Origin of the sequence: Flavobacterium aquiphilum (assembly GCF_027111335.1) — a bacterium.
Taxonomy (GTDB): domain Bacteria; phylum Bacteroidota; class Bacteroidia; order Flavobacteriales; family Flavobacteriaceae; genus Flavobacterium; species Flavobacterium aquiphilum.
Window position 1 is genome coordinate 3,184,399 of the sequence record NZ_CP114288.1, and the last position, 25,515, is coordinate 3,209,913.

General features: G+C 38.7%; 11 protein-coding genes and 1 pseudogene. 7 read left to right on the plus strand and 5 right to left on the minus strand.

What is annotated here, in order from left to right; translation table 11 throughout:
* Positions 1–208: 208 nt before the first annotated feature.
* Positions 209–607, minus strand: a complete 399-nt coding sequence (locus OZP12_RS13145; RefSeq protein WP_281225475.1) for a helix-turn-helix domain-containing protein — start codon at positions 605–607, stop codon at positions 209–211.
* 837 nt (positions 608–1,444) lie between these two features.
* Here OZP12_RS13145 and OZP12_RS13150 point away from each other — a divergent pair.
* From OZP12_RS13150 to OZP12_RS13160, 3 genes are all read left to right on the plus strand, one after another.
* Positions 1,445–4,474 (plus strand): SusC/RagA family TonB-linked outer membrane protein, encoded by a 3,030-nt coding sequence (locus OZP12_RS13150; RefSeq protein ID WP_281225476.1) that lies wholly within the window; start codon positions 1,445–1,447, stop codon positions 4,472–4,474.
* Between the two features lie 109 nt (positions 4,475–4,583).
* Complete coding sequence (locus OZP12_RS13155) at positions 4,584–6,017, plus strand: RagB/SusD family nutrient uptake outer membrane protein (RefSeq protein WP_281225477.1); 1,434 nt, start codon at positions 4,584–4,586, stop codon at positions 6,015–6,017.
* 1 nt (position 6,018) lies between these two features.
* Positions 6,019–8,274: a S9 family peptidase gene (locus tag OZP12_RS13160; RefSeq protein ID WP_281225478.1), complete on the plus strand. Its 2,256-nt coding sequence runs from the start codon at positions 6,019–6,021 to the stop codon at positions 8,272–8,274.
* Positions 8,275–8,533: 259 nt separating this feature from the next.
* Here the strand turns inward: OZP12_RS13160 and OZP12_RS13165 are convergent, their stop codons facing one another.
* The 4 genes from OZP12_RS13165 to OZP12_RS13180 all read right to left on the minus strand — a co-directional run bounded on the left by OZP12_RS13165 (position 8,534) and on the right by OZP12_RS13180 (position 22,774).
* Positions 8,534–10,489: an OmpA family protein gene (locus OZP12_RS13165; protein ID WP_281225479.1), complete on the minus strand. Its 1,956-nt coding sequence runs from the start codon at positions 10,487–10,489 to the stop codon at positions 8,534–8,536.
* 2 nt (positions 10,490–10,491) lie between these two features.
* Positions 10,492–11,400, minus strand: a complete 909-nt coding sequence (locus OZP12_RS13170; protein ID WP_281225480.1) for a PorP/SprF family type IX secretion system membrane protein — start codon at positions 11,398–11,400, stop codon at positions 10,492–10,494.
* Between the two features lie 61 nt (positions 11,401–11,461).
* Entirely contained in the window at positions 11,462–20,962 is a 9,501-nt protein-coding gene (locus OZP12_RS13175; protein WP_281225481.1) for an Ig-like domain-containing protein, read from the minus strand.
* Between the two features lie 552 nt (positions 20,963–21,514).
* On the minus strand, positions 21,515–22,774 hold the full coding sequence (locus OZP12_RS13180; protein WP_281225482.1) for a helix-turn-helix domain-containing protein: 1,260 nt from the start codon (positions 22,772–22,774) through the stop codon (positions 21,515–21,517).
* A gap of 39 nt (positions 22,775–22,813) precedes the next feature.
* Between OZP12_RS13180 and OZP12_RS13185 the strand changes: the two genes are divergently transcribed.
* From OZP12_RS13185 to OZP12_RS13195, 4 genes and pseudogenes are all read left to right on the plus strand, one after another.
* The gene (locus OZP12_RS13185; protein WP_281225483.1) at positions 22,814–23,053 is read left to right on the plus strand and encodes a hypothetical protein; all 240 of its coding nucleotides are present in this window, start codon (positions 22,814–22,816) and stop codon (positions 23,051–23,053) included.
* 21 nt (positions 23,054–23,074) lie between these two features.
* Positions 23,075–23,299, plus strand: a pseudogene (locus tag OZP12_RS20640) (outer membrane beta-barrel protein); the annotation flags it as partial.
* 54 nt (positions 23,300–23,353) lie between these two features.
* On the plus strand, positions 23,354–24,259 hold the full coding sequence (locus OZP12_RS13190) for a helix-turn-helix domain-containing protein (RefSeq protein ID WP_281225484.1): 906 nt from the start codon (positions 23,354–23,356) through the stop codon (positions 24,257–24,259).
* 201 nt (positions 24,260–24,460) lie between these two features.
* A complete protein-coding gene (locus OZP12_RS13195) occupies positions 24,461–25,495 on the plus strand; it encodes an efflux RND transporter periplasmic adaptor subunit (RefSeq protein WP_281225485.1) in 1,035 nt (344 codons plus the stop codon).
* Positions 25,496–25,515: the final 20 nt, after the last annotated feature.

The following is a 25,515-nucleotide window of genomic DNA, read 5'->3' on the forward strand; positions in this document are numbered from 1 at the left end:
TATAGCCTCTCACCGGGATATTCACAATAACATTATTATTTAATACCATTCCATATCTCAAATATAGAATGGGCAAATAACATTTTCACTCAGCTCAAATCAAATACTCCCGAATTGATAACACTTTATCCGGAATTGACAAGTATTTAACTAATGGGCATAAAAAAAAGATGCCAATATGCATCTTCTTTATTTTGAATTTTCAATTTTATTTTCCTGTAAACTTTTTATCATAAGCAGAAATTTCATGTTCTGTCAGAGGTGTTACTGATAAGACAATAAGTCTTTCTAACCCAAATTTACCTTCTCTCTTTAAACTCTTTTTATCAATTAGATCAATTTTTATTCGAACTAAATCATTCGTATAAATTTTTTCAGGAAATAAATCTAAATAAGATTTTAATTCTAAGGCAACTGCTATTCTAGCTAACATTCGAATATTGTATTTCTTAGACTGTTTATGATTTTCAATATTCCCAATATAACCTTCGGATACACCAATTTTTTGAGCTAAAGCAACTTGAGATAAATTTGAATTTATCCTCAATTCCCTAATTCTTTCGATTAAATAAAAATCTAATTCTGATATAATAATCTCAATAACCATGCATAATATTTAATACTGTAAGAACAGGATTAAAAAAATATTTAACACATACCTATGAGTATGTTATATATTTTTCATATATTTGTTTTGTATTCAAAACAGGAATACTAATTTTGCGATTCTTCATATAAAACATTTGAAGCATTCGCTTTGAATCTCGTCCTCAAAAACTGGTAATTTTAACACGCGAGATGATAAGTGCAAATGCTCACGCTTTAGGGCGTGGGCTCACTTATTCGCGTGTAGGTATACCAGTACCTTGAGGGCAATAAGCTGAGTTCCATGCCTTTTTTTCGCCCATTATTTAGGTACTACTCAACTTTCATTCATAGCACTGCTTCCTTTTTTAAGTTTCGCAATACATTAATTATTATTGAATTAGTTGGAAAGGCACTGCCACCGTCTGGCTGCAACAGGCAACGGCAGGAGGCTTTCCTAATTTAATTGTTAATTGTTAATTGTGAGTCGTGAATTGTGAGTCGTGAAAGTGGGGGTGTTTCGTGCCTTACCGTGACTCTGCAATCCCTCATTCTTCGACTGCGCTCAGAATGATTAAAAATTAAAAAAAATGCCTATAACTGAATTAGAACGTGGTTGCTTCGTGCCTCGCAATGACTTTGTAAACGTAATATAACTTGCGGAGCTATCTCCTACGTCGATATGACAAAGAATTTGAATTAAAAATTAAAAAAAATTGCCTATGACCGAATTGTAAGAACGTGGTTGCTTCGTGTCACTCCTGACACCGCAACAAAAATGGCCCTCTACCCTGTCGCCAAACTTGTATAGAGGACCTGTAGCCAATCAAATCATATTTAACTAACCAATCCCAATATTATGAATAATTTTTCATTTTCAGAGGGTGGAAAGGCTTTTTGTTTCCTGTTTTTAATGGGATTCATCCTGTCTTTTTCCCCTATACAAGCTAACAATTTCAGTAGGCATAGCCTAAGCACAATCCAACAGTTTAAAGTTCAGGGAATTGTCACCGATGGCAGCAATCCCCTGGCCGGAGTAAGCATATCCGTAAAAGGGAAGTCAATTACTGCCTCCACCGATTTTAGCGGGCACTATACCCTTTCTGCATCGCCGCAAGATGTTTTGATTTTTTCCTATGTAGGTTACAAAACTGAGACAATTTCCGTACAAGGGCGCACAACTATAAATGTCAGCTTACAGGAAAACGCCACCAAACTCCAGGAAGTCAAGATCAATGCGGGCTATTATTCCGTTAAGAACAGCGAACGCACCGGAAGCATCTCGCGCATCACCTCTAAAGACATCGAGAAACAGCCTGTCACTAACATGCTTGCCACCATGCAGGGACGTATGGCAGGAGTCAATATAAAACAATCTACCGGTGTGTCCGGTGGTGGTTTTGATATTGAAATACGCGGGCAAAACAGCATCCGCACTGAAGGAAATGCCCCTCTGTACATCATTGATGGCGTTCCATATTCTGCTGCGGGAGTGGGTTCCGATATTACGGGAGCTGTTCTCCCTGGTCCAACGAGTCCCTTAAACAGTATCAACCCCAGTGATATTGAAAGTATCGAAGTGCTCAAAGATGCCGATGCCACGGCTATCTACGGTTCCCGTGGGGCTAATGGCGTAGTGCTGATTACTTCCAAAAAGGGTAAAACAGGCAAAACAAAATTTACCGCAAACCTCTCGGGAGGATTAGGAAAAGTGACCCGGTTTGCAGACCTGATGCATACCGAGCCCTACCTAAAAATGAGAAGAGAGGCCTTTGTCAATGATGGGATTCCGTATGGTCCAACTGATTATGACGTAAACGGTACCTGGGATCCAAACCGCTATACCGACTGGCAAAAAGTGCTCATTGGCGGAACCTCGGAAATCAACGATGTACAGACCTCTATTTCTGGTGGATCTGAACAAACTCAATTCCTAATCAACGGCAATTATCACAAGGAAACAACTGTATTTCCCGGTGACTTTAACTATAGAAAAGCCAATGTGTATGCCAATTTAAACCATGAATCCGAGGACAAAAGATTTCACATTAATTTTTCAATGGGATATACCGCACAAGAAAACAACCAGCCGGGATTCGACTTCACATCCCAAGCCTTTGTTTTGGCTCCCAATGCACCGGCGTTGTACGACGCACAGGGTAATTTAAACTGGGAGAACAGTACATGGACGAATCCGCTAAGCAATCTGGAAGGAAAATACATTTCCAAAAGCAACGATCTTTTAGCCAACAGCCTGCTGTCCTATGTTATCTTGCCCGGTTTAATTGCCAAAGCAAGTTTTGGTTTTACCGATACCCATTTTGAGGACAGCCGTACCAGTCCCAGCACTATGGTTGATCCTGCCTATAAATCGGGCAGCGACAAGTCATCGATCTATGTCAATACGACCACACGAAAATCATGGATTATAGAGCCTCAACTCTCCTGGTCCAAAAGCTTTCGCAAAGGAAAAACAGAAGTACTGTTGGGTGGTACCTTTCAACAACAAACAGCCAGCCAGCTGGTACAGGAAGCCAACGGATTCAGCAGCAATAGCCTAATCTATAATCTTTCCTCTGCCTTTAATGTGTACGATATCGTACACAGCGAATCGGTCTATAAATATCAGGCCTTTTTCGGGAGGGTTAATTTTTCATGGAACGAGCGTTACATCTTGAATCTTACCGGACGAAGGGACGGTTCGAGCCGGTTTGGTCCCGGAAAGCAGTTCGCCACCTTTGGAGCGGTCGGAGGTGCCTGGTTGTTCTCCAATGAAAACTTCGTAAAAGAAAACCTTGGCTTTCTGAGTTTTGGAAAACTTCGCGTCAGTTACGGCTCCAGCGGAAATGATCAAATTGGAGATTACCAGTTTTTGGATACCTATGGTTCTTCGGGAATCAATTACGCTGGCGTGAATGGCTTGGAACCTAATCGATTGTACAATCCCGATTTTGGTTGGGAAGTCAATAAAAAATTCGAAGTCGCATTGGAAACCGGTTTTTGTCAGGACCGTATTTTCATGACGGCAGGCTGGTACAGCAATCGCTCCTCGAATCAATTGGTGGGAATCCCCCTTCCTGCCGTAACAGGATTCAATTCTATACAGGCCAATTTGGACGCCACGGTCGAAAACAAGGGTGTCGAATTAACCCTACGTACAGTTAATTTCCAAGGGCAATCCTTTAACTGGACGACTAATTTTAATTTGACTTTTTCAGGGAACAAACTAGTGTCTTTCCCTAATCTCAAGGCGTCAACCTACAAAAACCAGTATGTAATCGGCGAACCCCTAAATATAAAAAAAGTGTACCATTACACAGGAATGGATCCCGCAATTGGCATTTACCAATTTGAGGATTTCAACGCGGACGGTTTAATTACGGCAGCAGAAGACAAACAATATGTACAGGACTTCAATCCAAAATATTACGGTGGGCTTCAAAACACGATAAGCTATCAAAACTGGCAATTGGATTTTCTGTTCCAGTTCGTCAATCAACTGGGCTATAACGCCTCTTTTACCACGGGGATGCCGGGCAGCATGACCAACCAGCATATAACGGTAATCGACCACTGGCAAAATCCCGGCGATAACGCGACCTATCAGAAGTACTCCACAGGAGTAAATAGTACGGCCGTCGATGCTTTTAGCAAATATTATACGAGCGATGCCATAATAACAGATGCCTCCTATATAAGGCTTAAAAACGTGTCTTTATCCTATACCGTCCCTCAGCAGTGGCTCAAAGGAATGAAATGCAAAGTGGTGTTTGAAGGGCAAAATCTTTTGACGTTTACCTCCTATGAGGGTGGCGATCCCGAATCCAGTTACAGGTTTTCCCTCCCTCCGCTAAAAGTCTTCACAACAGGACTGCAACTTACTTTCTAATCTTTTAATTCAACTAGTATGAAATGAGCATGACTGCAAAATTGGTCGCAAACACCAATGATGATATGCGAATTGCATATGACCATTAAAAAATAATAAATATCAGCATATGAAAAAGAAAACAATTTCACAATTGAGTACAAATAATAGATTCTTGACCGTAATTATCAATTACGCTATGAGAATATTCCTTGTGGCCATTGTACTGCTTATGAGTGACTGCGATAATTTTGTCGAGGTCGATCTCCCGAGATCACAGCTTCCTGCAAGTGCTGTTTTCCAAGACAGGAATACGGTAAATGCTGCCATGTCCAATATTTATGCCAGAATGAGGGATTCGGGCATTCTTTCCGGAACTCAGGGAGGTTTGTCTAATCAAATGGGAAACTATGCAGACGAATTAGTGTATTATGGCGGTATTACCGGAATAACACGAAATTTTTACAACAACACCATTCTGGCTTCCAATGTGAATAATTTTAATTTGTGGAGCACCGGCTACAAACAAATTTATGCGGCAAATGCCATAATCGAAGGCGTTTCGACTTCCACGGCATTAGCTGTTGCAGATAAAAACCAATTTAAGGGAGAAGCCCTTTTTGTACGTTCGTTGCTTCATTTTTACCTGCTCAATCTCTATGGCGAAGTTCCTTATATCACCGCAACCGACTATCAGCAAAACAAAGTAATGCACAAAATACCCACTACTGAATTGTATTCGCACTTAGTGAATGATTTGAATCTGGCCATTTCATTATTGCCCGAAGCCTATCTTTCCAGCGACCGCATCCGTCCTAATAAGTCGGTGGCGACAGCATTATTGGCACGAGTTTATCTTTACAACAATATGTGGGCAGAAGCCGCCAATGCGGCCTCCTATCTTATTAATAATACTGGTACATACGCCTGGGAAACCAATCTGGACAAGATATTCTTAAAAGGCAGTACAACAACCATCTGGCAATTCATGCCACGCATCCAAGGTACAAATACGCAGGAAGCTATAACTTTTATATTCGTCTCTGTGCCTCCGTCGAATTCGGCTTTAAGCAATCAACTGGTTAATGCATTTGAACCCGGGGACCAGCGCAGGATTCACTGGATAGGTTCGGTAACCAAAGGGACTACTACCTTGTACTATCCTTATAAATACAAACAAAGAACAACGACCACAAGTTCATTGGAATACTCCATTGTCTTCCGTTTGGCTGAACAATACCTGATCCGCGCCGAAGCCCGTGCGCAACAGGGAGACCTCATAGGAGCCAAAGAGGATTTGAACAAAATCAGAAATACCGCGGGACTTGCAGGGACTATCGCCTTAAGCCAACAGGATATACTCAAAGCCATTTTTCAGGAGCGAAGAGTGGAACTCTTTACCGAACATGGTCACCGTTTTTTCGACCTAAAAAGGGCAAATATGCTCGATGAAGCATTATCACCTGTCAAAGCGGGTTGGAATACCACTGACCGGTTATTGCCCCTGCCCGAATCCGAACTTACACTCAATCCGAACCTGAACCCTCAAAACCCGGGATACTAAAATGAAATCGAATAAAACAAAATACAAGATAGATAATCCTGTTGCATTAATAAACGGCATAATGTTTTTTATTTTAGTGATAGTCCTTTTTTTGGTTTCATTTATCGGATTTGGGCAAAACAAGCCAAAAAAGGAACTTACCGCTGCTGATTATCACTTATGGAGTTTCCCTACCATGGAAAAACTCTCTGAAAAAGGAAAATGGGTAAGCTTCTCTCTTCACTATGAAAATGGCAAAGACAGCTTGTTTGTGACTAATAATAAAGGAACCAAGACCTATCATTTTCCGGGAGCCAGTAAAGGGGGATTTTGCGGGGACAGTTGGTTTTTCTGTAAGACTCAAAAGGGAGAACTGAAAATCACCAACTTACTTACCTCTAAAGAGGAGATTATTCCAGAGGTTATTCAATACAATTTGAGGGACAATACCAAAGACCTGATTATTTTAAAAAAGGGAACCGATGGAAAAAAACAGTTGGAGTTAAGAAATATGGAAACTAGTACATCTGCCGTTTTAAGTGATGTTGAAATTTACTCGTACAATCCAAAAGCTGATGCAATAGTGTATACCACAAAGTCGGGAAACAAAACAGCTATTACCCTGCTCCGTTTGCGTGATAAGATGACCACTCTAATCGCCAGTACTGCAGAGCCCTGTAACTATTCCAACATCGTTTGGCAGGAGAACGGCTCCTCCATCGCTTTTTTAAAGCAAGCTTTGAAGGATGCTGAAAAAACAGTACGTACTTCCGTAAGCCATTATACGATAACAGATGCTAGGTTAGCTGTTTTCAACCCGACAGGAATGAAAGATTTTCCGGAAGATACAGAAATTTGCTCTTCTTCGTTTCCAAATCTTAGCATCTCTAAGGATGGTAAAAGAATATTTTTTAAGGTACAGAAAACCACAAGTCCTGTTGATACCTCTGAGGTACAAACCTGGAATACGCAGGACAAAGCCCTTTATCCTGCCAAAGTGCAAATTAACGACTGGAAAGGGATCCCCAAAGTACTGGTATGGTGGCCTGAGGAGTATCGCTTTAATTTTATTACGGATAATGAGTTCCCGAAGATGATGTTAAGTGGAGACCAAAAATATGCTTTTCTCTTTAATCCTCTGCAAAATGAACCGCAGGCGAACCGGGATGCTCTCTTGAATGTTTACATCATGGATTTGGCAACAGGAAAGCGAAAATTACTGCTACAAAATCAGTCAAACAGTGGAGGATCATCTATTTCTTTTTACGAAGAATACGTGGTCTATTTTAAAGACAGAAATTGGTGGGTTTATGATAGTAAGAGCGGATTGCACAAGAACCTGACCAAAGAGCTGAATGTGTCTTTTTCTGATATGGAGTCCGACTGGCCCGAAGAATCCTCCCCTTTTGGTAATCCGGGATGGATAGCACAAAACAAAACACTTTTATTTTACGATAAATACGATATCTGGGGCGTTCCATTGGATGGTTCCACTCCTTTTCGGTTGACCAATGGGCGTTCAACTAAAACAACGCACCGAATAGTGGTGCAATCTGAAGAACAATCACCTCATAAAAGCAATTATAACGGCAATTATAAAGGTCTGTTTCAACCCGATGACAGACTACTGATCAAGACCGTATCACTGGAACATACAGGTTATTGCTTTTGGAGCCGAAAAGCCGGTGTACAGCCCTTGCTGGACAAGACAATGAAGACCAGTCAATTCATAGCAGCTACGAAAAATAACAGTTATGCGTATGTGGAAGAAAATTTTAATACACCTCCCAGAATACTCTTTAAAGAGAATCGGAATTCAAAAGATAAAGTATTGTTTCAAAGCAACCCACAGCATTTTAAATACAATTGGGGAACTTCTAAGCTGATTACCTATACCAATTCCAAGGGCAATATTTTAAATGGAGTTTTATGCTATCCTGCCAATTATCATACCGATACAAAATATCCTATGGTGGTATATGTTTACGAAAAGCTGTCAAAGGAATTGTACAACTACGTAAATCCATCCCAAAACAATCCTACAGGATTTAACATTTCCAATTTTACCTCAAAAGGATACTTTGTACTCCTGCCGGATATTGTTTATGAGATAGGTAATCCCGGTGCTTCCGCAACAGATTGTGTCGTCTCGGCCACCAAAAAAATTATCGATACCGAATCCATTGACAGCGTCCGGATAATTTTAGATGCTCAAACGGAATTATTTAATGCTGAAAAAAATTGCCACTATTCTAAAAAAAATATAAGATACTATTGATCATAATTACCACTGCTGATAATGTCTTTATTTTGGTCACAAAAAAGTAAAAGTAGCTCCCGGAAATATTACTAAACTATCATAAGCTATTCCTATTAGCCAACACACAACTTTCGAAGTTATATGAACTGCAAAAAAAGGATCGAAGTTTTATTATAACTCTTTTAACAATGAGAAACAGCTGCAGAATTATATACTTGCAGCTGTTCTATTTATTTTTTTCATTTCCCCAGGATAAGATAACAATTACAAATTAATTCTATAAAATTAAAAACTCACTTCTTCTGTTCTTTAAATGCTCTTCTTCAGAACATTTAACACCGTCTTTACATTTATTTATTAATTTACTTTCGCCAAATCCTTTACCTTTTAATCTATCAGCATTGATTCCTTTTCCAATAAGCCATGCCATAATCGATTTGGCTCTTTTATCAGATAAAACGAGATTTGATTTTGTCGATGATCTGCTATCTGTATGTGAACGGATTTCGATTTTTATCTGTGGGTATTCCTGCATTACGGCTAAAATTTTCTCTAACTCAATTGCTGCTTTATCTGTTATATTCCATTTTGCTAAATCAAAATAAATCATCGAAATATTTAGTATTTTAGCTAAATCTGTTCCTGCTTTGATTCCTTTTATTTCCGGAATTTCTATCGTAGTAATTTTCTCTTTTTCTAAAGTAAAATCTAATATATTTTCAATATTTGTTGAAATTGTAATCTGGCTTTCTTTGGTTGGATAGTCTTTTCTTTCCACTTTAACCGAATACTTTTTGTTGCAATTTACTTTTACATTGTAGTTTCCGTTTTTTCCTGTAGCAATTTCCTGAATGACTTGATTATTTTCGTCTAATAGTGTTACTTTCGCCCCTTCTATGGCTTCATTCGTTTTGCTGTCTAAAATGGTTCCAGTAAGTGTTATTTCACAAATCAGTTTTTTTGTTTCTGTAAATTTGTAGATATCATCATTTCCGATACCACCTTTTTTGTTTGAAGAGAAATAACCTTTACGGGTACTGCTATTAATTATAAAAGCAAAATCATCAAATTTGGTGTTGATTGGTTCTCCAATATTCTGCACCTGATCAAAAGTTGCATCTTCCAGGATTTTAGAAACAAATATATCTAGTCCGCCAAGTCCCGGTCGCCCATCAGTGGCAAAGTACAATTCATTATCTCCCGAAATAAAAGGAAATGTTTCTCTTCCTTCAGTATTAATTCCTGCTCCAAGATTTTCAGGTTTTCCAAATGTTCCATCGGCATTGATTGTAACACTAAATAAATCTGACTGCCCTAAAGTACCCGGCATATCTGAAGCGAAATATAACTTCTTTTCGTCTAAACTTAACGCAGGATGTGCAGTACTGTATGCATCACTGTTAAAAGGCAGTTCGATAATGTTATCCCATTTTCCATCTATCAAACTGGCTGTGTAGAGTTTTAACAATGTGATATTTTTATCATCTTTTCCACGTTTTCCATCCAAAAAGTTATTTCTGGTGAAGTACATTGTTTTACCATCTTTTGTAAATACAGGAGTCGATTCATTAAACTTCGAATTGATTTCTTTGTTTAAAAGAACAGGATTATGAACTTTTCCATCTGGTTTAATGGCCGCTATATATAAATTGGTAAATGACTTGTTTGTCCATTTGAATATTTTTCCTTCCGTTTTCCCAATTTTTCTAGCAGAACTAAACACTAAATTATTATTCAGGAATGCACTTCCAAAATCTGAACTTACTGAATTAACATTTACAATAGAAACTTCAAATCTTCCTGAATTTAATTTAATTTGTTCCAGATAATTTTTATTGTTTTCAAATAAAACGCCCCTGCTGTCAACTACGTTTTTTTTATTGAATTCATTCAGTATTTTATCCGCTTTTTCATAATTACCAATTGACTTAAGTGCTTGTGAATATCTATAATAATATTCCGCTTCCTGATGGGAATTGATTATAAAAAGTCTATCATACCATATTACTGCTTTTGGCAGTTCAGCATTAAAGTAATAGGCATTTCCAAGTCGCTGAAACATTGTTTCATCTTCATAACCTTTTAGTGCAAGTTTTTCGTAAATCGCTATTGCATCTGCATAAGCAAAATCATTGTATTCTTTTTCTGCTTTTTGCAATAAAGCTTTTTGTCCAATTGCATTAAAAAAGAAAAGAGACAAAAATACGGTGCATACTATTTTTTTAAATTTCATAATTAGAAAAATCTTGGTGATGTAATTCGGCTATAATTATTCATAAACTCAAAACGCAGAAAGATTTCATGTGAACCTGAATTGTAATTATTCAGCTTGGTTGTTTCTCTATCATAAGCATAACCAATGTACATACTTTTACTAACCTGAAATCCTGCCATTGCGCTTAAAGCAGCACTCCATCTATATGAAACACCTGCTGTAAATTTATCATTAAACATAAAATTTGCAGAAACATCTAACTGAAGCGGAGAGCCTTCAACCATTTTAGCTAAAACAGCTGGTTTGAATTTAATCATTTCGTAACGGTCTAAGTTAAAGACATAACCAGCAATGAAATAATAATTGATCAACTCTTTAAAAATAGCGGTGTCATTATCATCATAACGATTGGTCTGGATAAAATTAGGAACAGACAGACCTACGTAACAATTGTCTGAATGCCAATAAACTCCAGCCCCAACATTTGGCGAAAATTTGTTTCTGAAATCTGAAAACTGGGAATCTCCCTGATGTTCAGGCTCCAGTTTGTTTGGATCAAGATTAAAAATATTTCCAGATCCTTTTATACCAAATGCTAATTTAGCTGTCGCTGATGTCTGAATAGTATAAGAGAAATCTACCGAGATATTATTCTCGGTAGTAGGGCCAATTTTATCATTTATTAATGAGAATCCCAATCCTACATTATTATTTAATGGTGTGTTTAATGAGATTGTACTGGTTTCGGGAGCTCCGTCAAGTCCTACCCATTGTGTACGGTATAACCCAAAAATACTCATCACTTCTCTGGAACCAGCGTAGGCAGGATTTACATTGATGGTATTGTGCATATACTGTGTAAACTGTGCATCCTGCTGTGCAAAACCAGCAACAGAACAAAACAATAAAACTAAAGCTAATTTTTTCATTTATATATTTTTAAAATAATGGCTTAACCTATGGCTAAGCCATTTTTATTAGTATGAAATATTATCTAGTAAGATATAAGTATCCTGATTCCTGTTGAGGCTTCGATTGCTTAGTATATCTCAGTATGTAATAATATGTTCCTTCTGGTAATCCGTTTGATTCTTTTACGGTTGTTCTTCCTTCTGAAAAACCTTTAAATACTACATCAGTATTATTATAATGATCTCTTTCGAAAACTAAAACTCCCCAACGATTATAAATCTGAACGGTATTATCCGGATAACACTCGATACCTCGAATGTAAAATCTCTCATTTTTCTCATCTCCATTCAAAGACATTGCATTGAAAACTTTGATATTACAGCCATTTAGTTCTATAACAGTTGGATTACCGTCTTGGGTATTCTCAACATCAGATTTATCAGAAACACTGATTCCCCTTAGAGTAGTCCCTGAAGCAGTTGCCTGGTTACTTACCTCTCCTGAATTGATGTCTGTCTGTGTCAAGGTATAAGTTCCAGTGAATGAAATGTCATTACTTTCTCCAACCGCCAAACTTATTGGGCCTCCGGTAATTATAACTCCTGGTAAAAGATCAGAAATCTGAATGTTTTGAAGAGGAACATTACCCGTGTTAGTTACCGTAAAAGTATACGTCAGAGTTTCTCCAGCTTCATTATTACCATTGTTGTTATTGTCATCTGATGCCACTTTCATGACAAGCGCAATTGACGGCACTTCAACAAAAATCTTAACTGTCGCACTACTGCAATTGTTGCCGTTGACTTTTTCACAAATTTGATAAGTCAAAGTATGGCTTCCGCTCGCTGTACCGGGAGCCACGTCAATAGTTCCATCAGCATTTAGGGTAATTCCTGATGGGAAATTTTCACCTTTTAAAATAACATTCGCAGGATTAACTGGAACACCATTTAAATTATCATTGTCTAAAACATTAATAATTTTTAATGAACCGTTTATTCCGTCTGCTCTTGCAATATCATCATCATTTCTGGCTTCTATTCCGAATTGAGGTTTTGCATTACAACCCGATGTTGCTGATGGATAATTTACTGTTACTGATTGCGTAGGATTTAAGGTGAACTGCATCGTTACCGCTGGTCTTGTCAACTCAAATCCGTCAGCACCTTCTAACCATTGCCCGTTTACTAAAATCCATCCTGGCCAATCAATCGGATTATTGTTCGTGTCCACTACAGCACCAGGCCACAATACATTACCGCTTAAGGGCATATTAGTTTGTGTGGCTACAATATTATTAGCACTATCTATCCAGTTTATTGTCAGCAATTCTGTTGGTGTAAAATTATCAGCAGTTACATTATATGAAACATACGGAACATTTTTCGCACAATAACTCTCTGCGTTTATAGTCATTGTTGGAGCTGTAACTTTAACTACTACCAAAGCTGATTTACAATTTCCTGAATTCGCTTTTTCACAGATTTCATAAGTTAGGGTGTAAGTTCCTGCAGGAGTATTTGGGGCTAATTCAACTATTCCATCTCGTCTTAGCGTCAATTTATTATCTGGATCTGGAGTTAATACATTTATATTAACATTAGTAATCAATAATGGACTATTGTCTAAAGTATCATTGTTTAAAACATTTACTACCTGAACAACCTTATTGATGCCTACAACTGGACCGATTTCATCTTTTGTTACAACAAGATTTCTTTTTATAACTGGAATTTTTACAGTTGCTGGTGTGGCATCTACATCTCCATTATTATCCGTTGCTGTAAAACTGAACGAATCATCTCCTGAAAATACTCCGCTTGGATCATAAGTCAACAACAATGCTTCTGCAGGTGTTACTATTTGATTAGCTGTTAATGGAACTCCGTTTAATGCTAACACTCCATTAGATGGTAATGTCAATACAATATAATTTACTATCATTCCATCTGTATCTGTTGCTGTTAAAGCATTAATTGCTGTTGCACCCGCACTTGAAGGAATCCCATTATTAGTATGATCATTTGCTATTGGCAGATTATTTCCAACAGGAATTGTAATTATAGCTGGTGCAGAATTTGCTCCAGAATTATCCGTTGCAGTAAAAGTAAACGCATCATTTCCTGTAAATAAACCGCTTGGATCATAAGTAAGTTTTACAATTTCTGCTGTTGTCAATACTTGTCCTGTTATTATTGTTATTCCGTTCAAAGCCAGAATCCCCTTTGATGGAAGTGTTACAATAGTGTAGCCAGTTATTGTTCCGTCAACATCTGTTGCAGAAAGCGGGTTAATTGATGTCGCATTAGCAATTGATGGAATACTTCTATTTGTATCGTTTACGGCAACTGGCGCATCATTGACTGCCGTTACGGTAATCAGTTCGTTGGCTGTAGCTGTAGCTGTCCCGTCTGTAATCACATACGGAATGCTGATTGCTGTAGCCGAATTAAAGTTCGCTGAAGGCGTAAAAGTAATTACACCCGTAGCAGTGATATTTACTGTTCCGTTGGTAACCGATATAGTCTGTGTTGTTCCTGTCAGAATGGTTCCGTTGATAGATACAATTGTCAGCGTATCGCCTTCAACATCCGTATCCAGTGCCAATGGGGTCAATGTCACTGTACCGTCTTCGGCAACAGTGTAAGTATCGTTTACGGCAATTGGAGCATCATTGACTGCCGTTACGGTAATCAGTTCGTTGGCTGTAGCTGTAGCAGTCCCGTCTGTAATCACATACGGAATGCTGATCGCGGTAGCCGAATTAAAGTCCGCTGAAGGCGTAAAAGTAATTACACCCGTAGCAGTGATATTTACTGTTCCGTTGGTAACCGATATAGTCTGTGTTGTTCCTGTCAGAACGGTTCCGTTGATAGATACAATGGTCAGCGTATCGCCTTCAACATCCGTATCCAGTGCCAATGGGGTCAATGTCACTGTACCGTCTTCGGCAACAGTGTAAGTATCGTTTACGGCAACTGGAGCATCATTGACTGCCGTTACGGTAATCAGTTCGTTGGCTGTAGCTGTAGCAGTCCCGTCTGTAATCACATACGGAATGCTGATTGCTGTAGCCGAATTAAAGTTCGCTGAAGGCGTAAAAGTAATTACACCCGTAGCAGTGATATTTACTGTTCCGTTGGTAACCGATATAGTCTGAACACCTCCGGTTAAAGTTGTTCCGTTAATAGATACAATTGTCAGCGTATCGCCTTCAACATCCGTATCCAGTGCCAATGGGGTCAATGTCACTGTACCCTCTTCGGCAACAGTGTAAGTATCGTTTACGGCAACTGGAGCATCATTGACTGCCGTTACGGTAATCAGTTCGTTGGCTGTAGCTGTAGCAGTCCCGTCTGTAATCACATACGGAATGCTGATTGCTGTAGCCGAATTAAAGTTCGCTGAAGGCGTAAAAGTAATTACACCCGTAGCAGTGATATTTACTGTTCCGTTGGTAACCGATATAGTCTGAACACCTCCGGTTAAAGTTGTTCCGTTGATAGATACAATGGTCAGCGTATCGCCTTCAACATCCGTATCCAGTGCCAATGGGGTCAATGTCACTGTACCGTCTTCGGCAACAGTGTAAGTATCGTTTACGGCAACTGGCGCATCATTGACTGCCGTTACGGTAATCAGTTCGTTGGCTGTAGCTGTAGCAGCCCCATCTGTAATCACATACGGAATGCTGATCGCGGTAGCCGAATTAAAGTCCGCTGAAGGCGTAAAAGTAATTACACCCGTAGCAGTGATATTTACTGTTCCGTTGGTAACCGATATAGTCTGTGTTGTTCCTGTCAGAACGGTTCCGTTGATAGATACAATGGTCAGCGTATCGCCGTCAACATCCGTATCCAGTGCCAATGGGGTCAATGTCACTGTACCCTCTTCGGCAACAGTGTAAGTATCGTTTACGGCAACAGGCGCATCATTGACTGCCGTTACGGTAATCATTTCGTTGGCTGTAGCTGTAGCTGTCCCGTCTGTAATCACATACGGAATGCTGATTGCTGTAGCCGAATTAAAGTTCGCTGAAGGCGTAAAAGTAATTACACCCGTAGCAGTGATATTTACTGTTCCGTTGGTAACCGATATAGTCTGAACACCTCCGGTTAAAGTTGTTCCGTTAATAGATACAATGGTCAGCGTATCGCCTTCAACATCCGCATCCAGTGCCAATGGGGTCAATGTCACTGTACCCTCTTCGGCAACAGTGTAAGTATCGTTTACGGCAACTGGAGCATCATTGACTGCCGTTACGGTAATCAGTTCGTTGGCTGTAGCTGTAGCAGTCCCGTCTGTAATCACATACGGAATGCTGATCGCGGTAGCCGAATTAAAGTTCGCTGAAGGCGTAAAAGTAATTACACCCGTAGCAGTGATATTTACTGTTCCGTTGGTAACCGATATAGTCTGAACACCTCCGGTTAAAGTTGTTCCGTTAATAGATACAATTGTCAGCGTATCGCCTTCAACATCCGTATCCAGTGCCAATGGGGTCAATGTCACTGTACCCTCTTCGGCAACAGTGTAAGTATCGTTTACGGCAACTGGAGCATCATTGACTGCCGTTACGGTAATCAGTTCGTTGGCTGTAGCTGTAGCAGTCCCATCTGTAATCACATACGGAATGCTGATCGCGGTAGCCGAATTAAAGTTCGCTGAAGGCGTAAAAGTAATTACACCCGTAGCAGTGATATTTACTGTTCCGTTGGTAACCGATATAGTCTGTGTTGTTCCTGTCAGAACGGTTCCGTTGATAGATACAATGGTCAGCGTATCGCCTTCAACATCTGTATCCAGTGCCAATGGGGTCAATGTCACTGTACCCTCTTCGGCAACAGTGTAAGTATCGTTTACGGCAACTGGAGCATCATTGACTGCCGTTACGGTAATCAGTTCGTTGGCTGTAGCTGTAGCAGTCCCGTCTGTAATCACATACGGAATGCTGATCGCGGTAGCCGAATTAAAGTTCGCTGAAGGCGTAAAAGTAATTACACCCGTAGCAGTGATATTTACTGTTCCGTTGGTAACCGATATAGTCTGAACACCTCCGGTTAAAGTTGTTCCGTTAATAGATACAATTGTCAGCGTATCGCCTTCAACATCCGTATCCAGTGCCAATGGGGTCAATGTCACTGTACCCTCTTCGGCAACAGTGTAAGTATCGTTTACGGCAACTGGAGCATCATTGACTGCCGTTACGGTAATCAGTTCGTTGGCTGTAGCTGTAGCAGTCCCGTCTGTAATCACATACGGAATGCTGATTGCTGTAGCCGAATTAAAGTTCGCTGAAGGCGTAAAAGTAATTACACCCGTAGCAGTGATATTTACTGTTCCGTTGGTAACCGATATAGTCTGAACACCTCCGGTTAAAGTTGTTCCGTTGATAGATACAATGGTCAGCGTATCGCCTTCAACATCCGTATCCAGTGCCAATGGGGTCAATGTCACTGTACCCTCTTCGGCAACAGTGTAAGTATCGTTTACGGCAACTGGCGCATCATTGACTGCCGTTACGGTAATCAGTTCGTTGGCTGTAGCTGTAGCAGCCCCATCTGTAATCACATACGGAATGCTGATTGCTGTAGCCGAATTAAAGTTCGCTGAAGGCGTAAAAGTAATTACACCCGTAGCAGTGATATTTACTGTTCCGTTGGTAACCGATATAGTCTGAACACCTCCGGTTAAAGTTGTTCCGTTGATAGATACAATGGTCAGCGTATCGCCTTCAACATCCGTATCCAGTGCCAATGGGGTCAATGTCACTGTACCGTCTTCGGCAACAGTGTAAGTATCGTTTACGGCAACTGGAGCATTATTGACTGCCGTTACGGTAATCAGTTCGTTGGCTGTAGCTGTAGCAGTCCCGTCTGTAATCACATACGGAATGCTGATCGCGGTAGCCGAATTAAAGTCCGCTGAAGGCGTAAAAGTAATTACACCCGTAGCAGTGATATTTACTGTTCCGTTGGTAACCGATATAGTCTGAACACCTCCGGTTAAAGTTGTTCCGTTGATAGATACAATGGTCAGCGTATCGCCTTCAACATCCGTATCCAGTGCCAATGGGGTCAATGTCACTGTACCATCTTCGGCAACAGTGTAAGTATCGTTTACGGCAACTGGAGCATCATTGACTGCCGTTACGGTAATCAGTTCGTTGGCTGTAGCTGTAGCAGTCCCGTCTGTAATCACATACGGAATGCTGATCGCGGTAGCCGAATTAAAGTTCGCTGAAGGCGTAAAAGTAATTACACCCGTAGCAGTGATATTTACTGTTCCGTTGGTAACCGATATAGTCTGTGTTGTTCCTGTCAGAACGGTTCCGTTGATAGATACAATGGTCAGCGTATCGCCTTCAACATCCGTATCCAGTGCCAATGGGGTCAATGTCACTGTACCCTCTTCGGCAACAGTGTAAGTATCGTTTACGGCAATTGGAGCATCATTGACTGCCGTTACGGTAATCAGTTCGTTGGCTGTAGCTGTAGCAGTCCCGTCTGTAATCACATACGGAATGCTGATTGCTGTAGCCGAATTAAAGTTCGCTGAAGGCGTAAAAGTAATTACACCCGTAGCAGTGATATTTACTGTTCCGTTGGTAACCGATATAGTCTGAACACCTCCGGTTAAAGTTGTTCCGTTAATAGATACAATTGTCAGCGTATCGCCTTCAACATCCGTATCCAGTGCCAATGGGGTCAATGTCACTGTACCCTCTTCGGCAACAGTGTAAGTATCGTTTACGGCAATTGGAGCATCATTGACTGCCGTTACGGTAATCAGTTCGTTGGCTGTAGCTGTAGCAGTCCCGTCTGTAATCACATACGGAATGCTGATTGCTGTAGCCGAATTAAAGTTCGCTGAAGGCGTAAAAGTAATTACACCCGTAGCAGTGATATTTACTGTTCCGTTGGTAACCGATATAGTCTGAACACCTCCGGTTAAAGTTGTTCCGTTGATAGATACAATGGTCAGCGTATCGCCTTCAACATCCGTATCCAGTGCCAATGGGGTCAATGTCACTGTACCGTCTTCGGCAACAGTGTAAGTATCGTTTACGGCAACTGGCGCATCATTGACTGCCGTTACGGTAATCAGTTCGTTGGCTGTAGCTGTAGCAGCCCCATCTGTAATCACATACGGAATGCTGATCGCGGTAGCCGAATTAAAGTCCGCTGAAGGCGTAAAAGTAATTACACCCGTAGCAGTGATATTTACTGTTCCGTTGGTAACCGATATAGTCTGAACACCTCCGGTTAAAGTTGTTCCGTTAATAGATACAATGGTCAGCGTATCGCCTTCAACATCCGTATCCAGTGCCAATGGGGTCAATGTCACTGTACCCTCTTCGGCAACAGTGTAAGTATCGTTTACGGCAACTGGCGCATTATTTGTAACTTTTAAAATTGCTGTGTTCGATGAAGGCTGTGCACAAACATTTGAAGTACTTGTAACGTCTACCCTATACAAATAATTATTATATGAGTATGGAATATTCGTTAACGACAAAGAATTTGTGGCTGCATTTGAAAAAATTGGATTTGTTCCTCCATTAGTAACAGTTGTCCAAGTTGAACCGCTATTAGTACTTTGCTTCCAGGTATATACTAAATGAGTTCCCGTAACTACTGCACTAAAAGTAGCATTAGCTCCTCCATTTACGCTAGTATTAGCTGGACTAGTAGTAATTGCAACAACATTTGAAACTAAATAATTCGCCTTAGAAGTTCCGTTAGTATTTACAGGAGTGGCATAAGAAGCTGCTGTTACTTTGCCATCTGCTGAATTTGTTACAGGAGGATTACCAGTTCCATAATATCCATTTGAATCCGGATCAGCTGTTGAAGTACCATATGCTTCTACAGAATCTGGACATCCATCATTATCTGAATCTAAATCAAGCTGATTTATTAACCCATCTAAATCTTGGTCATATCTATCATCAATACCATCAGAATTTGTATCAACAAAACCAGCGGCATCTTTATCTGCATAATTTAATTTTTTATCTCCATCTGCATCTCCAAAAGGATCAGACAAACTTCCTATTTCGACTGTATCTAAAATACCATCGTTGTCATCATCCAAATCACATTCTACATTAAGACCGTCATTATCCTGATTCCCTTCATAATTAGGATTCTCGACAGGAATGTACAATGAAACGCTTCCTCCAGTTCCTCCATTTTGTGAACCATTTCTTTCTCCGTCCAAATGTTGTCCTCCAATACCTCCTGCTGAAATCAATGTCACGTTCGCAGGAAGACTTGCTAAGGAATAAAGCAAAGCACCGCCACCACCACCACCACCGGGACCATGATACGTATTTGTATTCAAATCCTGTCCGTCACCTCCTTTTGTAGATACCGTTAAATTACCTGTAAAAACAGGAGTCTTTAAAACGACTGTCCCACCGGCACCTCCACCACCTCCACCATCTGGCGCACCTGTTGGATTAACCGCTAACGGTGCGAAGCCATCAGCTATGATGGAATAACCATTACCAACAATTTCATTCGCAAAAATGATAACAATTCCCCCTCCATCTGCAGCCGAAGAAGGATTACTTGTTGTTACATATCCAGATCCTCCGGCACCACCAAGAAAAACTTTGTCCTGGGCAAAATAAGTTGACAAACTTACACCGCCTATACCTCCGGCATTGGCTCCATTAACATCGCACCAGCGTTTTCCTCCTTCTCCTCCGGCACCATAATTAGATCCGCCTCCGCCTCCAGAATCTCCAGAAACTCCGGAACCTCCTCCATTCGCTCGTGGTGATCGTCCTCTATTGCTACCTGTATTATCTAAAACAATCCCGTCTCCTTTTGTAAAAGATGCGGTATAGGTACTACTTTGTACATATTGGGTATTAGGGTTAATGCTACAATCATTATTAGGTCCATTTGTCAACATTTGAATTCCTTGGTATCCTTTACCTGCAACATTTATATTGGCATTAAAAGTCACTTTATCTGCCTGAATAGCTAATACTCCTCCTGTTTTATCTGCAGTAATCCAGTCTTTTGCAGTCAAAGTACCATTAATATTTACTGCTCCTACGTATTTTGGAACCCTTACTACCTGAACCAAACCACTAATTGTATAACTTTTAATTAATGGATATACTGGTGTTATAACGTTACCAACGATACTTTTAATTTCGAAAAATTCATAATTACCAGTATTGTTGATAGCCGATATATTTCCACCTGCACTAGTATTAGTGACATCGATAGTAGCCCCTTTCATCTGAATAATCAAAGCCTTATCTCCAACCGAAAATCCGGCTGAACTACTAACTGTAATAGTATTAACACATGCTAAATCACAAGGTGCACAAACGGGCTGATTGATAGCTGTAACCGAAAAATAGCTATTTACTATCCCTGAAATATTGGTTTGAGAAAAACCATTCAGGCTAAATAATAAAAAGAAAAAAAACAGATTTAGATTCAACCTCCTTTTTTCATTAATCAATAACATTTTCACACTAAAAATTATGTGTCCATTCCTATGTACTTTTAACCAAAAAGGCTTAAGAAAAATTACAAAGAGTAATGATACCATTTTAAATTTTTGAAAGGCTTCCCAAAAATTAAAGAGTCGAGTTTTTTTCATAAAAAATTATTCCATTTGTAGCGTGCAAAAAAACAAAATGAAATAATCTGTAATTTACCTGCTCTCTCAAACCTTGTCCAAAAACGAAGATTTTGGCAAACAAAAACATTTCTGAACAACATCATTTTTTTTTTAAACTCAGTAATTCAAGCACTTGACTTTAATAGATAGAACTGTGCTTATTTCTAAATATTCTTTTATTATTGAAATCATCAAGACTATTAAGTTTAAAAACATAAAAAAAAAGATACTTTTTTAAAAAAGATTTCAGTTTGTTATGATTTTCAACTAGTACTTTTTTGTTAAATACATACAAAAAAAGCCCGACAAGTCTATAGGTAAATCTATGCAGACACAAAACTGAAGAAGCGTGTCTATTCAAAAATGAAGTTCGTTTATTTTATAAATTGCGATTTAAATCAAAGAAGTTTTAGGTCTATTTAGACCTGTATTTTATGAAATGTAATTATTTCAATTTCATAAAATGCAATTTAGTTTATTCTAAAGGGTAGATTTTATTTTTAGATATTCTCCTGGAGTACAACCAACTTCATCTTTAAAAGTACTCTGAAAAGAAGAACGTGACGAAAATCCAGCTTTATTACCTATTGCATCAAGTGTTAATGAATCTAAAAGTCCATCTTCTATTAACTTTTTTGCATATTCTACCCTGAGTTCAGCACGTATTTTTGTTAATTTAACTTTCAATATACTATTAAAACAATAATAAAGATGATGCTTGGGTACGTTCATAGATCGGGAAAGTTCTTCCATTGAAAAATTAGTATTTAGAAAAATCTCACTCTCTTTAATATAATCTAAGATCGATTGAGATAATTCAATAAATCTTGGCTCTATATCTTTTACCTGAAGATCTTCTTGTATCACATTGTGCTCCTCATTTTGTAAAACATTTACAGTATTGCTTTTTAGAGGTACTGTTTCATCTGGTTTTATCTGTTTTTTAGATTCTAAAAATTTATTTTTATTGTTTTTTTTCTTTCTTTGAGGAATTCCATAAAGCAATTCAGGAAAAACTAATAAACTAACAGGGATAGCTAGCAGGCAAAAACTAATAATATCCATTGGTAAACTAGTTTTTAATTTGGCCAAGTCTGGATTCGGTTCTTTTAAAAAAGAATAAGACAGTAACGCAAAACATACAATTACTAATAGAATTATAAATAAAAAACTAATAAGCCATACCAATACTTTACGAGTCTGGACTTTAGGAATTCGTTTATTAGTACCTATTTTAGTCCAAAAGCGAAACAACATAACAAGTACCAATACTAGATAAATACACAATAAAGTAGGTCTTGCAATAATATTTACAATATTAGGATAAAGTCCTACAGTAAATGTTTTTGCTACCATAATATCCTTTACTATTCGCTGTGCTAAAGCTAATTTATAAGAAAAAGGAGTTAGTAAATATGGAGTTATACTAACCAAATTGATAAAAGCTGGAACGAAATGGAAATAATCAGCTTTGGTAAATTTACTATTATCGAATAGAGTACCTCTCACATAAAAATATAATAGGGGACCAATTATAAAACCAATCGGAGCAGTATTATTATAAAAAATAGCGAGTAAAAAAACACTTTTTTCAAAAAATAACACATAGTGCATTAAAGAATAAGAGCATAATACGTAAATGAATCCCGATAAAAAAATGGAATTACGGTTAATGTTCCAATTATGATAGGTCATCAAAATTGTCAAAAAAATAGTAAGTATAGATATATAAGGGTGCATTGAGTATTTTTAAAAAATGCAATAAATTAGCACTATTTAATGGCAACAAAGTTAATCTATAGAATTTCAAAAACAATATTTTTTAAAAAAATCGGCTTAGTTACTTATTTCAATTCGAATTTGCAGACAAAGGAAGGAAAATTTACTTTGGTCAATTTCGACTATACAAACACCTTTGCCAACGAATCAGCTTTGACCGCATCTACACTTTATGAACACACCGATTTATATGGAAATACCGTCAATCCGGAACCTGTTCCACCCGTTGACAATTCCTAATTTAGTGGAACTGCCAAAACAAACAATCACATCAATGCTATTTATTCGCAGAATTCTGGAAAATCAGAAAAACTTAACTATGTAGCCGGTCTGAGATATAAATATGCCCAAAGGGAGATATTATTGTCTACCGATGTGAATCCTCATCTTTTAAATTTCATCAATCTTTTTCCATTGGCTAATTTGCTGTACACGTTTAATGATTCCTGGAATGCAAAAGTGGGTTACAGTAAAAGGCTTAGTTAATCGATTTATATATTACCTAAGTAAAACATATATTTGCAGGTAATGTAACATCATATGAATAAGCACAAAGAAGTACATAATTACAGCTTACGGGATATTCTTAATATTCTAGGAGAGGAAGCGGTGCATGGAGCCGAGTTTCATGTGCATTATAACAAAGAACTGATCCGTGAAAATCCATTCCCATTCCCGTTCAGAAGCAGTAATACTGGAATAATGCTTCTCCTGTGTGGTAAGATGAGGGTACAGATTGATCTGGAAACCTTTATTGTCAGCCCGAAAGACGTGATGGCGCTCTCTTCGCAGTCTATGATTCATATACTGGAAATAATAGAACCTGTGCAGAGTATCGGTCTTGTATTTACAGAAGAATTTGCCATGACCAATTTACTGATTTACGAGGATATACGACTTTTTCGGTTTACGGAGCTAAATCAGACACCCATTTTATCCCTTACAGAAGACCATTATAGTATTATTTTCGATATCATGATAAAGATGCATAAACTTTGTTTTTCACAATCGGAAACTAATCTTTATAAAAATGCGAAGGTATTTCATTATTTCAATTTACTGGCTTTGGAAATAATGGAAATGCACCGAAGCAGAGGGAATCAGACCGACGTAAAAACCAACAGGAAAAAAGAGATTATTCGTGATTTTTTATCCCTGCTTTCGATTCATGTTCGCAAGAACAGGAATGTTCAGTTTTATGCCGATAAACTTTTTATCACTCCGGGACACTTATCAAAACTGCTGAAAGAAGCGACAGGAGGAACTTCCCGCGAAATTATTGAGGAGGCAGTAGTCATGGAAGCGCGAAAGCTGCTGATTGAAACCTCACTTTCTCTGACAGAAATAGCCGAAATACTTAACTTCAGCGATCAGTCTTTTTTTGGAAAATTCTTTAAAAAGAAAATGAAAATTACGCCAAAATCATTTCGTGATAAATATAAGTAAGCTTTAAATAATGCTGTATTTTTTTCTAAAAATAACCTTTTTCATGCAAAGGAAATAAAACCCCATTCTTATAAAATAACGGTTTTAGACCAAAAAAGGCTCAGAACAGACCTTTTACAGATTAAACATTCTATGGAGATTTGCACCATCAGTTGGAATAACTGGATGGAATTTTAATAATAAATTAAAAAGCAAATTATTATGGTAATGTTTAAGAGGAATATCCTGTTTATTCTGAGTGTTCTATTATTAAGTGCCGGGTGTGGTAAAAAGGAAACAAACCAAAACCAAACAGCTGAACCTGTAAAAGTCAGTGTGAGGAAATTAGAGCTGTCATCTCAGGCAGAAGTTTTGGACTACAGCGGTACTATCGAGGCAGACAATACCGTTTCTATAGGTTTTAGTGTACCTGGAAGGGTAAATGCTGTGATGGTGCAGGAAGGCGAGCGTGTTGTAAAAGGACAGCTTTTAGCATCAATTGAACAAAATTCGTATCAAAACAATCTTACCGTAGCAAATGCAGCTCTGGAGCAGGCACAGGATAACTTCAATCGTCTGGACCAGCTGTATAAAAAAGGAAGCCTTCCGGAACGTGATTATATTGCTGGAAAAACCGGCTTGACACAGGCGAAAGCAAATAAGGAGACGGCATCAAAAAACATGCATGACACAAAATTGTATGCTTCTTTTTCCGGAATTGTAACCCATAAACTAACCGAAGCAGGTGCCAGCGCAGCACCAGGAATTCCGGCTTTTACAATTGTAAAAACAGATAAAGTATATGCTGTAGCCGCTATTAATGAAAATGAAATCAGTTCACTAAAAATCGGACTAGATGCCAATATTACGATCCCGTCTCTGAATAGAGAAATCAAAGGAAAACTTACCATAATCAATCCGCAGGGCGATGATCTTTCAAAAACTTATACCGTTAAGGTGCGTTTGGAGAATGCCAATGGACAACTGCTGCCGGGAATGATTGCAGATATCAGCATTAATTCCGGAAAAACTCAAAATTCAGTAATTATTCCCGCGGGGGCTGTAGTGCGTGATCCGGATAATATAAACTATGTGTATATCGCCACAGCAGATCATATAGCTTTTAAAAAGAGAGTCAATATTTCTAAAATGACCGGTAATAATGATGTTGTGGTGAAAGAAGGACTTCAGGCGGGAGATAATATCATTGTAAACGGACAAATCAACTTAACAGACGGTACGCCTGTCAAATTCTAATTTCCTAAAATCCAATTAAA

Coding starts and splice junctions, on each gene's coding strand:
- OZP12_RS13145 (WP_281225475.1), bottom strand. CDS start 607: ATGGTTATTGAGATTATTATATCAGAATTAGATTTTTATTTAATCGAA.
- OZP12_RS13150 (WP_281225476.1), top strand. CDS start 1,445: ATGAATAATTTTTCATTTTCAGAGGGTGGAAAGGCTTTTTGTTTCCTG.
- OZP12_RS13155 (WP_281225477.1), top strand. CDS start 4,584: ATGAAAAAGAAAACAATTTCACAATTGAGTACAAATAATAGATTCTTG.
- OZP12_RS13160 (WP_281225478.1), top strand. CDS start 6,019: ATGAAATCGAATAAAACAAAATACAAGATAGATAATCCTGTTGCATTA.
- OZP12_RS13165 (WP_281225479.1), bottom strand. CDS start 10,489: ATGAAATTTAAAAAAATAGTATGCACCGTATTTTTGTCTCTTTTCTTT.
- OZP12_RS13170 (WP_281225480.1), bottom strand. CDS start 11,400: ATGAAAAAATTAGCTTTAGTTTTATTGTTTTGTTCTGTTGCTGGTTTT.
- OZP12_RS13175 (WP_281225481.1), bottom strand. CDS start 20,962: ATGGTATCATTACTCTTTGTAATTTTTCTTAAGCCTTTTTGGTTAAAA.
- OZP12_RS13180 (WP_281225482.1), bottom strand. CDS start 22,774: ATGCACCCTTATATATCTATACTTACTATTTTTTTGACAATTTTGATG.
- OZP12_RS13185 (WP_281225483.1), top strand. CDS start 22,814: ATGGCAACAAAGTTAATCTATAGAATTTCAAAAACAATATTTTTTAAA.
- OZP12_RS13190 (WP_281225484.1), top strand. CDS start 23,354: ATGAATAAGCACAAAGAAGTACATAATTACAGCTTACGGGATATTCTT.
- OZP12_RS13195 (WP_281225485.1), top strand. CDS start 24,461: ATGGTAATGTTTAAGAGGAATATCCTGTTTATTCTGAGTGTTCTATTA.